The sequence below is a fragment of the Micromonospora sp. WMMD956 genome (assembly GCF_029626125.1).
Classification (GTDB): domain Bacteria; phylum Actinomycetota; class Actinomycetes; order Mycobacteriales; family Micromonosporaceae; genus Micromonospora; species Micromonospora carbonacea.
The window spans coordinates 3,745,906-3,757,670 of the sequence record NZ_JARUBI010000005.1 but is presented as its reverse complement, the minus strand read 5'-3'; the positions used below and the strand labels follow the sequence as shown (position 1 = coordinate 3,757,670).

Here is an 11,765-nt window from a genome sequence, read left to right as displayed (position 1 = left end):
CCGGTCACCCGACCGCGGCGGTCCGCCCGGAAACCGCTCCGGTGTACGTCGACACGACGCCCTTGCCGCAGCGTGAGCCGAGGAGGCTCAGCCCTTGACCGCTCCGGCGGTGAGGCCGGAGACGATGTACCGCTGGAGGAGCTGGAAGACCAGCACGGTGGGGACGGCGGTGAGCAGGGTGCCCGCGGCGAACATCCCGAAGTTGTTGTTCCGCTCGCCGGCGACCAGCCCGAACATCCCGACGGCGAGGGTCTTCGACTCGGTGTCGGTCAGGAACACGTTGGCGATCATGAACTCGTTGATCGTGCCGATGAACGACAGCAGGGCGGTCACCGCCAGGATCGGCGCCACCAGCGGCAGCATGATCCGGAAGAAGACCTGGGCGTGCGACGCGCCGTCCATCGTGGCCGACTCGTCCAGTTCCCGGGGCAGCGTGTCGAAGAAGCCCTTCATCAGCCAGGTGTTCACGCCGAGCGCGCCGCCCATGTAGAGCAGGAACAGGCCCCACGGGGTGTTGAAGCCGATCGCCGGCCAGAGGTCGGTGACCGTGGTGAAGATCAGGAAGATCGCCACGATCGCCAGGAACTGCGGGAACATCTGGATCAGCAGCAGGGTGAGCAGCCCGACCCGGCGGCCGGCGAAGCGCATCCGGGAGAACGCGTACGCCGCCAGCGAGGACAGGAAGATCGACACGAGGCTGGCCAGCCCGGCGATCAGCAGCGAGTTGACGAACCAGTGCCCGAACGCCGTGTCGGCGAACAGGTCGGCGAAGTTCTCGCCCGACACCCCGCCGGTCGGCACGAGGGAGGTCGACGAGAGCGTGCCGAGCGGGTTGAGCGCGGCCGAGAGCACGAACAGGATCGGGAAGAGGCTGAACGCCACGGCCAGCACCCCGACGACGTGCCGCCAGCCGACCTGGGCCAGCCAGCGGTGGCGCCGCCGTCCGGCGGCCCTGCGGTCGGCGGCTGGGGGGTGCGCGTAGGTGGTCACGAGTAGACCTCCTCCTGCTTGCGGGTGTTGCGGAAGCTGATCGCCGACACCGTCGCCACGATCGCGAAGATGAAGATCGACACCGCCGCCGCCATGCCGAACTCCGCGCCCTGCGCGCCGAAGGCCAGCCGGTACGTGTAGGTGATCAGCAGGTCGGTCGCCCCGTTGCGCGGGTTGTCCGCCGGGAACGGGCCGCCCTCGGTGGTCAGCCAGACCGCGTTGATGTTGTTGAAGTTGTACGCGAACGACGCGATCAGCAGCGGCGACAGCGCGACGAGCAGCAGCGGCAGGGTGACCGCGCGGAACGACTGCCAGGGCGACGCGCCGTCGACGGAGGTGGCCTCGGTCAGCTCCTTGGGGATGGCCTGGAGCGCGCCGGTGGCGACCAGGAACATGTACGGGTAGCCCAGCCAGAGCTGCACGAGCAGCACCGCCGCCCGCGCCGACCAGGCCTCGCCGAACCAGTCGACGCCGAGGCCGAACAGGTTGTTCACCAGGCCGAAGTCGGTGTTGAACATGTCCCGCCAGACCAGCAGCATCGCGAACGACGGCATCGCGTACGGCAGGATCAGCAGCACCCGGTAGAGGTTGGTGCCGCGCATCCGGGGCGAGTGCAGGGCCAGCGCGATGGCCATGCCGAGTCCGAAGGTGAACCCGGTGGAGCCGATCGCGAAGGCGAAGTTCCACAGCAGGGTGCCGAAGAACGGCCCGGAGATGTTCGGGTCGGTGAGCACCCGGGAGAAGTTCTCCAGCCCGACGTTGACCTTCCAGCCCTGGGCGAGGCGCTCCCCGTCGGCGGCGACGAACGACCCGGTCGCCTCGTCGGCGGTCCACCGCTTGCCGCTCTCGCTGTCGGTGACGCAGTCGCACCCGGCGTCGTACGCCCGGATCGCCCGGCCCTCGTAGGCGCGGGACAGGCCGGACGAGCGCAGCGCGCCCCCGGCCGTGGGCACCACCAGGTCGGTGATCTCCTGGCTGCGGGCGCTGGCCTGGCCGAAGTTGAGCACGGTGTAGCCGTCGGCGGCGGTGACCTTGCCGCCCGAGCCGACGGTGACGTCGGCCGGGTCGAGCCGGCGCAGCCCGTCGGCGTCCCCGGCGGAGACGACGCCGGTGGCCGGGTCGGTGACCAGGAAGACCAGCGCGCCGGTGGCGGGGTCGCCCGCGGTGGCGACGGACAGGGCGTACTCGGTGGAGCCGGGGACCTGCTGCACCGAGGAGCTCTGGATCGCGACGACGGCCTCGTCCTTGCTGCCCCGGTGGCCGTCGCCGAAGTTCGTGAAGGCGGTGCTGGCGGTGTAGAGCACCGGGAAGACCTGGAAGGCGATCAGGAAGAGCGTGCCGGGGACCAGGTACTTGGCGGGGATGTGCCGGGGGGTGAGGTAGAGGTAGAACAGGCCGGCGGTGGTGGCCGCGAGCAGGGCCAGCCCGACCCACTTCTCGGCCTCGACGAGCGGGAAGGCCGCCCAGATCGCGATCCCGGCCACGAGGCCGAGCAGGATCACCTTGACGACGAGGCCGGTCGCGGTGACCGGCGCGTGGTGGCGCGCGGTGCGCGGGAGCCCGGGGCCGACGGGCCCCCGGCCCGGGGTCCGCGTGGACCCCGGGCCGGACAGCTTCGTGCTCATTACTTGATCTGGCCGGAGATCGTCTTGCCGGCCGCGGTGATCGTCTTGGCCGGGTCGGCGCCGCCGATGATCGCGGCCTCGGCCTTGCCGAACGGGTCCCAGATCGCGGCCATGGCCGGGATCGCGGGGAGCACCTGGCCGTTCTTGCCGGCCTCGGTGAACTTGGCCAGGTCAGGGTCGCTGCCCTTGACCTGGTCGAGCGCGGCGGTCAGCGCCGGCGGTCGCGGCTCGGCGTTGTAGAGGGCCACGGCCAGTTCCGGCGTGGTGGTGTAGTTCGCCACGAACTCCTGGGCCAGGGCCTTGTTCTTGCCCTTGGCGGCCACGTAGAACGCCTGGACGCCCACGAACGGCTGCGCCTCCTTGCCGCCGGCGAAGCCGGGGACCGGGGAGATGTCGTAGGAGATGTTGGCCTTCTTGGCGTCGGCGATGGCCCACGGCCCGGAGACCAGGAAGGCGCACTTCTTGCCGGTGAAGGTGGCGATCGAGTTCTCGCCGGTGATGGAGCGCTTGAGCGCGCCCTCGCCCTTCTCGCCGAGCTTCGCGATCTTCTGGAACGCGGCGATCGACTCCGGCTTGCCCACGCCCAGGTCCTTCGGGTCGTAGTCGCCGTTGGCGGCGGTGCCGAAGAGGTAGCCGCCGGCCGAGGTGTACAGCGGGTAGATGTGGTACGCGTCGCCGTTCTGGCCGGACTGGAGGCAGAGGATCTCGCTGGCCTTCTTGTCGGCCTTGAGCTTCTTGCCGGCGGCGACCAGGTCCTCGATCGTCTTCGGGGCCTCCGGGGCCAGCTCGGTGTTGCGGATCAGCGCCAGGTTCTCCATGGCGTACGGCACGCCGTAGAGCTGGCCGTTGAAGGTGACGGCCTTGACGGCGGTCTCGTTGAAGCCGCTCTTCTGGTCGGCGGCGAGCTGCACCGGGTCGATGGCGCCGTTCTGGACCAGGTTGCCGATCCAGTCGTGCGCGCCGACCACCACGTCGGGGCCGCTGCCCTGCTGGGAGGCGGTGACGAAGTTGGTCTGCAGGTCCTTCGAGACGGCCTGTACCTCGACGGTCACGCCGTTCTCCTGCCCGAACTTCTCGGCGAACGGCTTCAGGGCGGCGGTCCGCTTGTCGTCGGCCCAGATCACCAGCTTCCCGCCGGTGGCGCCGGCGGACTCCTTCGCGGCCGGCGCGCTGCTGTCGTCGTCGCCGCCACCGCAGCCGGAGGCGGCCAGCGCCAGGCCGAGGACGGCGACCACACCCGCGGTACGGATGCGCATCGGTACTCCTGTCGTCATGGCGGTCCGCCGGGGGAAGGACGGCCCGCCAGTGGGAACCTCTGTAAGTTCTTGCCAACCGGCGCGGGGATGCTGCGCCGCTGCTCTCGCGTGTTGCCGGGACGTTAGCAAGAGGTTGCGGATGATGGAAGGGCTTGCAGAAAGGTACGCAAGAACTTGCCCGTGAGCTAAAGTGCCGCCATGCGCGCTCGACTGTCCGACATCGCCCAACAGGCCGAAGTCAGCGAGGCCACGGTGTCGCGGGTGCTCAACGACCGCCCCGGCGTGGCCCCGGAGACCCGGCAGGCCGTCCTCACCGCCCTCGACGTCCTCGGCTACGAGCGCCCGGCCCGGCTGCGCAAGCGCAGCGCCGGCCTCGTCGGCCTGGTGGTGCCGGAGCTGGACAACCCGATCTTCCCGGCGTTCGCCCAGGTGATCGAGTCGACCCTGGCGCAGAGCGGCTTCACGCCGGTGCTGTGCACCCAGACCCCGGGCGGCGTCACCGAGGACGAGTACGTCGAGATGCTGCTCGACCGCCAGGTCTCCGGCATCGTCTTCGTCTCCGGCCTGCACGCCGACACCGCCGCCAACCACGACCGGTACCGCGCGCTGATCGCCCGGCCGCTGCCCGTCGTCATGATCAACGGGTACGTCCCCGGGATCGCCGCGCCCTTCGTCTCCTGCGACGACCGGGAGGCGACCGAGCTGGCCGTCGCCCACCTGGTCGCCCTCGGGCACCGGCGGATCGGGCTGATCACCGGCCCGGACCGGTTCGTCCCCGTGCAGCGCCGGGTCGCCGGCTGGCGGGCCGCCATGGCGCGCCTGGCGGGCCTGCCCGAGGCCGAGCTGGCCGAGCTGGCCGAGCTGACCCTGTTCGGCGTGGAGGGCGGCGAGGCCGCCGCGGGGCGGCTGCTGGAGCGCGGCGTGACCGGCGTGGTGTGCGGCTCCGACCTGATGGCCCTCGGCGCGATCCGGGCCGCCCGCCAGCGCGGCCTGTCCGTCCCCGGCGACCTGTCCGTGGTCGGGTACGACGACTCGCCGCTGATGGCCTTCACCGACCCGCCGCTGACGACGATGCGCCAGCCGGTGGCCGCCATGGCGGTGGCCGCCGTCCGGGCCCTGGTCGACGAGATCAACGGGCACGCCGCCCCGCACTCGGAGTACCTGTTCCGGCCCGAGCTGGTGGTGCGCGGCTCCACGGCGGTCGTCCGGCAGCCGGCCGCGCGGCAGCCCGCCGCCGCGCTGGCCAGGAGCGCCGGCTGACCGCCGTCATTTCTTGCGCAAGCCCTGCTTGACTCTTGCAGCAGCGGGACGGCATTCTGCTCTGACCACCGGAGGCACACCGCCGTGCCCCGCACCCACGCCGTCCCGCGCCACAGAACGGGGATCGCCACCCATGACCGCCAGCACCCCCACGCCGCTGACCTCCGACGACGACTGGTGGCGCTCCGCGGTCGTCTACCAGGTCTACGTCCGCAGCTTCGCCGACTCCAACGGCGACGGCGTCGGCGACCTCCAGGGCATCCGGGAGCGGCTGCCGTACCTGCGGGACCTCGGGGTCGACGCGCTCTGGCTGACCCCCTTCTACACCTCGCCGATGGTTGACGGCGGCTACGACGTGGCCGACTACCGCGACGTCGACCCCATGTTCGGCACCCTGACCGACTTCGACCACATGATCACCGACGCGCACGCGCTCGGCCTGCGGATCATCGTCGACATCGTGCCCAACCACACCTCCAGCGCGCACCCGTGGTTCGTCGCCGCGCTCGCCGCCGCCCCCGGCTCCCCGGAGCGGGCCCGCTACCTGTTCGCCGAGGGCCGGGGCAGGCACGGCGAGCTGCCACCCAACGACTGGGAGAGCATCTTCGGCGGACCGGCCTGGACCCGGGTGCCCGACGGCCAGTGGTACCTCCACCTGTTCGACCCGGCCCAGCCCGACCTCAACTGGCGGCACCCCGAGGTGCGCGCCGAATTCGAGGACGTGCTGCGCTTCTGGCTCGACCGGGGCGTCGACGGGTTCCGCATCGACGTGGCCCACGGCATGATCAAGGCCGAAGGGCTGCCCGACGTCGGCTTCAACTCGATGACCGGCGGCCGACGCCAGTCCGAGCTGCTCGGCAAGGGCCGGCTGCCGTACTTCGACCAGGACGAGGTGCACGAGATCTACCGGGCCTGGCGACCGATCCTGGACAGCTACCCCGGCGGCCGGATGGCCGTGGCCGAGGCGTGGGCCGAGACGCCGCAGCGGCTGGCCCGCTACATCGGGCCCGACGAGCTGCACCAGGCGTTCAGCTTCGACTTCCTCGACGCCACCTGGTCGGCCGACTCGTTCCGCAAGGTGATCGACACCGCGCTGGCCGAGGCGACCATCGTCGGCGCGCCGACCACCTGGGTGCTGTCCAACCACGACAAGCAGCGGCACGTCACCCGCTACGGCGACGGCGAGGTCGGCCTGCGCCGGGCCCGCGCGGCCAGCCTGCTGATGCTCGCGCTGCCCGGCTGCGCCTACCTCTACCAGGGCGAGGAGCTGGGCCTGCCGGAGGTGCTCGACCTGCCCGACGAGCTGCGTCAGGACCCGTCGTTCCTGCGCACCGGCGAGAGCCGGGACGGCTGCCGGGTGCCGATCCCGTGGAGCGGCGAGCTGGCCCCGTACGGCTTCGGGCCGGCCGGCAGCGAGCTGAGCTGGCTGCCGGCCCCCGCCACCTGGGCCGCCCTCTCGGTCGCCGCCCAGGCGGGCACGCCCGGCTCGACCCTGGAGCTCTACCGCGCGGCGCTGCGGGCCCGGCGCACCCACCCGGCGCTCGCCCGCGACGCCGACGGCGTGACCTGGCTGGAGTCGACCGGCCCCGGCGTGCTCGCGTTCCGTCGCACCGGCGGCGGCGCGGAGCTGACCTGCGTGGTCAACCTCAGCGACGCGCCGGTGCGGATCGACGGGTACGGCGAGCCGGTCGTGGCCAGCGCGGAGCTGACCGGGCAGGGCACGGGGCACGTCCTGCCGGTCGACGCCGCCGCGTGGTTCGAACGGCGCTGAGCCGGGTACAGCCCGCCCTGGACCCCTGGTCGTCCGTCGTGCCGCGCGCCGACGGGCGGCCAGGGCAGCCGACCCCTTGTGGTGGGGGGTGAAGGTGGCGTCGGCGCCCCGTGGAGTTCCGCTCCACGGGGCGCCGACGTCCGTCCGGGACGGCGCGGGGTCTCCCGCGACCGGCGCGGGGACAATCGCCGCATGGCGTATCTGTTCCTGGTGCTCGCGATCGCGTCCGAGGTGGTCGGGACGAGCCTGCTCAAGGCGACGCACGGGTTCACCCGGCTGTGGCCGACGCTCGGGCTGGCGGTTGCCTACCTGGCGGCGTTCGGGCTGCTCTCGCTCGCGGTGCGGGACATCCCGGTCGGCGTCGCGTACGCGATGTGGTCCGGGCTGGGCACGGCGGCGATCGTCGCGGTCGGGGCCGCCTTCCTCGGCGAGCCGCTCAGCGTGACGAAGGTCGTCGGCGTGGCGCTCGTCATCGCCGGGGTGGTCGTGCTCAACCTGGGCGGCACGCACTGAGCGGCAGGGCGCCGGGGGCCCGCCACCGGGCCGACGGCCGGCTCAGCTCCCCTTCTCGGTGAGCAGCTTGGCGATGCGGGCGAAGCCGGCCCGCAGCTCGGCCTCGGCGGGCGCGGGACGGGGCCCGGCCGGCTCCCCGGCCGCCTCGGCGGCGGCCTCCAGCTCGTCGTCGATCACGTCGTCGAAGTCGCCGTAGAGGTCGGACGCCTCGATCCGGGCCGCCTCGTCGGAGGCGGCGATGCGGGCGGCGGCGATCTCGCCGCGGATCTCGTCGGGCGACAGGGCGGGCACCAGGGGCTCCACCACGGCCATGAGCTGTTCCTCGGCCACCACCGACTCGGCGAGGGCCAGCGCGTGCGGGCGCTCGTAGGGGCCGCAGACCACCGGCTCCCACTCGTCGACGTCGTCGAGCGGGCCGAACGTGATGATCCACGGCAGGCCGAGCATCGGCGAGTCGTCCGGCAGGTCCAACGTCACGAGTGCGCCCACGCGCCCATCATGGCCCGGCCCTCACGTTCCCGGGTGGGGCATCCGCCCGAATCAGCCGAACGTTGCGCGGGTCATCCCGCCCCGCCGGGCGTGCCCGGACCGGTGTCGGCGTCGGCCTCCGCGTCGAGGTCGGCCGGCGCCGCCCCCTCGGCCAGGTCCACCACCCGGCCGTACGGGCTGGTCGCGGCGAGCGCCGCGCCGAACAGCACGAGCTGGTTGAGCAGGTAGAGGTAGAGCAGCAGGCCGACCGCCCCCGCCACCACCGTGTACGCCGGGTTCCGCTCGGTGCGCACCACGTAGAACCGCCCGACCGTGTTGAGCAGGGTGATGCCCACCGCCACGGCGAACACCACCGGGCGCAGCCGGCGGCGGCTCATCCGCAGCCGGGGCACCGCCACCAGCAGGGCGGCGGCCAGCACCGCGTTGACCAGCACGCTGAGCACGGCACTGATCACGGTCAGCCCCACCGAGCCGGTGCTGCGCAGCAGGAAGCGCAGCAGCGACTCCAGCGCGTCCACGGCGGCCACCGACAGGCCGAGCAGGACGAACACCCCCACCAGGACGCCCAGGTCGACCAGCCGGCGCACCACCAGGTTGCCGGGCTGCTGGTTGAGCCCGTACATCAGCCGCTGCGACGAGCGGATCGCCTCCACCCAGCCGATCCCGGTGAAGACCAGGATGACCAGGCCCACCACCCCGACCGTGTTGCTGCTCTGGGCGATCTGCGCCGGGTCGAGGAAGGGGAGGTTCTCCTTGAGGAAGCCGGCCGCCGCGTCGCTGACCTCGTCGTTGTCCTCCAGGATCGCCCCGAAGATCGAGTACGCGACCAGGGCCAGCGCGAAGACCGCGAAGAAGCCGTAGTAGGCGATCGCCGCCGCCAGCCGCCCGCCGAGCACCTCCGCGTAGAGGTTGCCGGCCCGCCACAGGTGGTCGAAGGTCCGCGACCGGCGACGCGCCGCGCTCACCCGCCGGTCGATGCCGGCCTCGATCCGCCCGAAGACCTCCACGCCGTCATCCTCGCCGATCCGCCGCCCGCACGGGAGAGCGTCGCCGGCTCAGGACACGCCGAGCAGGAAGTCCCGGCGCGGCTGCCACCGGGTCTGACCGCTGTGCGAGAAGAGCGTGAACGAGTCGACCTCGAACATCGCCGAGAAGTCGGCCAGGTCCTCGTACGCCCGGTCCAGCGCCTCCGGCGCGACGTCCTGGGCCACCGTGACGTGCGGGTGGTAGGGGAAGCGGGCCTCCCGGTGCAGCTCGGGGGCCGAGTTGATCGCGGCGGCGAGCAGCTCGCACTCGCTGATCCCGGCGGCCACCGCCACGAACACCACCTGCGTCACCGGGCGGAACGTGCCGGTGCCCCGCAGGTGCAGGGTGAACGGCAGGTGCGTGGCGGCCACCCCGGCGAGGTGCCGCTCGACCGCCGGCAGCGCCGCCGTCGGGATCTCGGTGGGCCCGAGCAGCGTCACGTGCGCGGGCACCACGAGGGGGTCGCCGGCCTCGACCCGCCGCCGGGTGAGCAGGCCGCCCCACGGCTCCGGGATGTCCACCGCGATCCCGATCTGGATGGTGTCGCCGGCCTGCGGCGCCCCGTCCCTGCGATCCACGCTCCGCGCCACCCCTCCGGCCACCGACCCGCCCGTCTCCACCCGCACCCGTCGCGCCGGGCGGTCAGCCGAGGCGGACCGGCGGGAGGAACCCGACCCGCTCGTACGTCTCGTGCAGCGTCGCCGAGGCGACCGCGCGGGCCTTCTCCGCGCCGGCCGCGAGCAGCTTGTCGAGCTGCGCCGGGTCGTCGAGGTAGGCCCGGGTGCGCTCCTGGATCGGCGTGACGAACTCCCGGACCACCTCGCCCAGGTCCTTCTTCAGGTCGCCGTAGCCCCGCCCCGCGTACGCGGCGACCAGGTCGTCGACGCTGCGGCCGGTCAGCGCGGAGTAGATCGTGAGCAGGTTGGACACGCCCGGCTTGGTCTCGGCGTCGAAGACGATCTCCCGGCCGGTGTCGGTGACCGCCGAGCGGATCTTCTTGGCCGAGCGGGCCGGGTCTTCCAGCAGGTCGATGATGCCGGTCGGCGAGGACGACGACTTCGACATCTTGGCCGTCGGGTCCTGTAGGTCGGTGATCTTCGCGGTGTCCTTGACGATGTGCGGCGCGGGCACGACGAACGTCTTGCCGAACTGCGAGTTGAACCGCTGCGCCAGGTCGCGGGACAGCTCCAGGTGCTGCCGCTGGTCCTCGCCGACCGGGACGGCGTGCGCCTGGTAGAGCAGGATGTCGGCGGCCTGGAGGATCGGGTAGGTGAACAGGCCGACGCTGGAGCGCTCGCTGCCCTGCTTCTGCGACTTGTCCTTGAACTGGGTCATCCGGCTGGCCTCGCCGAAGCCGGTGATGCAGCCCAGCACCCAGGCGAGCTGCGAGTGCTCGGGCACCTGCGACTGGACGAACAGCGTGCTGCGCTCCGGGTCCAGGCCGACGGCGAAGAGCTGCGCGGCGGCCACCCGGGTGCGCTGCCGCAGCACCTTGGGGTCGTGCCCGGCCGTGATGGCGTGCAGGTCGACCACGCAGTAGAACGCGTCGTGGGTGTCCTGCAACGCCACCCAGTGCCGCACCGCGCCCAGATAGTTGCCGAGGTGGAACGAGTCGGCCGTCGGCTGGATGCCGGAGAACACGCGGGGGCGGGCGGGTACGTCGGACATGCCGGCATTCTGTCAGCAACCCCCGGCGTCCGTCATGACGGGCCGGCGGGTCGGCTCTCCGCCGCCGCCAGCGGGCCGGTGACCTCGCGTCGCGGCTCGGGCAGGCGCACCACGGAGACCGCGAGCCGGGACACCCGGCGGCCCTCCAGCGCCAGCACCCGCAGCAGCCACCCGCCGGGCGGGTCGTCCGGGTCCCGGTCGCCGCCGTCCGCCGCCGGCGGGGCCACCGGCACCTCGTCCCCCACCACCGGCAGCCGGCCCAGCGCGGCCATCACGTACCCGCCGGCCGTCTCGTACGGGCCGGCGGCCAGCCGCAGCCCGGTGCGCTCGGCGAAGTCGGCGAGGTTGAGTCGGCCGTCGACCACCGTGGGCAGGCCGGTCGGCTCCGGCTCGGGGTCGCCGTCGTGCTCGTCGTGGATCTCGCCGACCAGCTCCTCGATCAGGTCCTCGCAGGTGACGATGCCGGCGGTGCCGCCGTACTCGTCGACCACCACCGCGAGGTGGTGGCCCTCGCGGCGCATCTCGGTCAGCGCGGCCAGCACCCGCTTGCTGCCGGGCAGCCGCTTGACCTCCCGGGTCAGCTCGCCGACGGTGGTGCCCGGGTCGAGGTCGGGGCGCAGCAGCACGTCGCGCAGGTGCACGAAGCCGACCACGTCGTCGTGGGTGCCGTCGACGACCGGGTAGCGGCGGTGCGTCTCGGCCCGGACCAGCCGCTCCGCCTCGGCGACGGTCATCGCGACCGACAGGAACACGACCTCGGTGCGGGGCATCATCACCTCGCGGACCAGGCTCGCCCCGGCGGCCAGCACCTCGTCGATGATCCGCCGCTCGTCGGCGTCGAGGACGGTGCTGGCGGCGACCAGGTCCCGCAGCTCGGCCTCGCTGATCCGCTCCCGGCCGGCGGCGGGGCTCGCCCCGAGCAGGTCGGTGACCAGCCGGGTCGCGCCGTCGGCGGCCCGGACCACCAGCCGGGCGACGGCGCGGGCCAGGGGGCCCGGTTCGCGTCGGAGCCGCCCCACCGGTCGCCGGCGGAGCCCGGGACCACCCGCTTCCCGCATGACAACTCATCGTAGGGCCCGCGACGCTTCGGCACAGGTCGTCCACCCGGAGTGACGGTGTGCGTATCTGTTCAGTCCTGAAAGATTGTGGTGGAATGGCGGTGCGGCG

11 protein-coding genes are annotated in these 11,765 nt (G+C 72.7%); 3 read left to right on the top strand and 8 right to left on the bottom strand.

The features are described 5' to 3' along the window. Positions 1-87: 87 nt before the first annotated feature. Genes O7628_RS17325 through O7628_RS17315 form a run of 3 tightly spaced genes read right to left on the bottom strand, consistent with a single transcriptional unit; the run spans position 88 to position 3,871 of the window. Positions 88-990: a sugar ABC transporter permease gene (locus tag O7628_RS17325; protein ID WP_278131920.1), complete on the bottom strand. Its 903-nt coding sequence runs from the start codon at positions 988-990 to the stop codon at positions 88-90. Continuing rightward, positions 987-2,615 (bottom strand): ABC transporter permease subunit, encoded by a 1,629-nt coding sequence (locus O7628_RS17320; RefSeq protein ID WP_278131918.1) that lies wholly within the window; start codon positions 2,613-2,615, stop codon positions 987-989. Before O7628_RS17320 ends, O7628_RS17325 begins: the two co-directional genes overlap by 4 nt. Then, entirely contained in the window at positions 2,615-3,871 is a 1,257-nt protein-coding gene (locus O7628_RS17315) for a maltose ABC transporter substrate-binding protein (protein ID WP_278131916.1), read from the bottom strand. The genes O7628_RS17320 and O7628_RS17315 overlap by 1 nt, the downstream gene beginning before the upstream one ends. A gap of 198 nt (positions 3,872-4,069) precedes the next feature. On the opposite strand from O7628_RS17315, the gene O7628_RS17310 reads away from it, so the two are divergent. From O7628_RS17310 to O7628_RS17300, 3 genes are all read left to right on the top strand, one after another. Next, on the top strand, positions 4,070-5,131 hold the full coding sequence (locus O7628_RS17310; RefSeq protein ID WP_278131915.1) for a LacI family DNA-binding transcriptional regulator: 1,062 nt from the start codon (positions 4,070-4,072) through the stop codon (positions 5,129-5,131). A gap of 133 nt (positions 5,132-5,264) precedes the next feature. Next, positions 5,265-6,902, top strand: coding sequence for a glycoside hydrolase family 13 protein (locus O7628_RS17305; RefSeq protein WP_278131913.1), 1,638 nt, complete (start codon positions 5,265-5,267; stop codon positions 6,900-6,902). A gap of 192 nt (positions 6,903-7,094) precedes the next feature. After that, positions 7,095-7,415 (top strand): multidrug efflux SMR transporter, encoded by a 321-nt coding sequence (locus O7628_RS17300; RefSeq protein WP_074476769.1) that lies wholly within the window; start codon positions 7,095-7,097, stop codon positions 7,413-7,415. Positions 7,416-7,457: 42 nt separating this feature from the next. Here the strand turns inward: O7628_RS17300 and O7628_RS17295 are convergent, their stop codons facing one another. The 5 genes from O7628_RS17295 to O7628_RS17275 all read right to left on the bottom strand — a co-directional run bounded on the left by O7628_RS17295 (position 7,458) and on the right by O7628_RS17275 (position 11,656). Beyond that, positions 7,458-7,904 carry a hypothetical protein gene (locus tag O7628_RS17295; protein ID WP_074476770.1) on the bottom strand — a complete coding sequence of 149 codons (447 nt, stop codon included), beginning with the start codon at positions 7,902-7,904 and terminating at the stop codon, positions 7,458-7,460. Positions 7,905-7,975: 71 nt separating this feature from the next. Beyond that, on the bottom strand, positions 7,976-8,911 hold the full coding sequence (locus tag O7628_RS17290; protein ID WP_074476771.1) for a YhjD/YihY/BrkB family envelope integrity protein: 936 nt from the start codon (positions 8,909-8,911) through the stop codon (positions 7,976-7,978). Between the two features lie 48 nt (positions 8,912-8,959). Then, positions 8,960-9,550 carry a 2'-5' RNA ligase family protein gene (locus tag O7628_RS17285; RefSeq protein ID WP_074476772.1) on the bottom strand — a complete coding sequence of 197 codons (591 nt, stop codon included), beginning with the start codon at positions 9,548-9,550 and terminating at the stop codon, positions 8,960-8,962. Positions 9,551-9,572: 22 nt separating this feature from the next. Beyond that, positions 9,573-10,598, bottom strand: coding sequence for a tryptophan--tRNA ligase (gene trpS / locus O7628_RS17280; protein ID WP_278131908.1), 1,026 nt, complete (start codon positions 10,596-10,598; stop codon positions 9,573-9,575). Positions 10,599-10,630: 32 nt separating this feature from the next. Then, complete coding sequence (locus O7628_RS17275; RefSeq protein ID WP_278131906.1) at positions 10,631-11,656, bottom strand: hemolysin family protein; 1,026 nt, start codon at positions 11,654-11,656, stop codon at positions 10,631-10,633. Positions 11,657-11,765 lie beyond the last annotated feature (109 nt).

Coding starts and splice junctions, on each gene's coding strand:
- O7628_RS17305 (WP_278131913.1), top strand. CDS start 5,265: ATGACCGCCAGCACCCCCACGCCGCTGACCTCCGACGACGACTGGTGG.
- O7628_RS17310 (WP_278131915.1), top strand. CDS start 4,070: ATGCGCGCTCGACTGTCCGACATCGCCCAACAGGCCGAAGTCAGCGAG.
- O7628_RS17300 (WP_074476769.1), top strand. CDS start 7,095: ATGGCGTATCTGTTCCTGGTGCTCGCGATCGCGTCCGAGGTGGTCGGG.
- O7628_RS17320 (WP_278131918.1), bottom strand. CDS start 2,615: ATGAGCACGAAGCTGTCCGGCCCGGGGTCCACGCGGACCCCGGGCCGG.
- O7628_RS17315 (WP_278131916.1), bottom strand. CDS start 3,871: ATGCGCATCCGTACCGCGGGTGTGGTCGCCGTCCTCGGCCTGGCGCTG.
- trpS (WP_278131908.1), bottom strand. CDS start 10,598: ATGTCCGACGTACCCGCCCGCCCCCGCGTGTTCTCCGGCATCCAGCCG.
- O7628_RS17275 (WP_278131906.1), bottom strand. CDS start 11,656: ATGCGGGAAGCGGGTGGTCCCGGGCTCCGCCGGCGACCGGTGGGGCGG.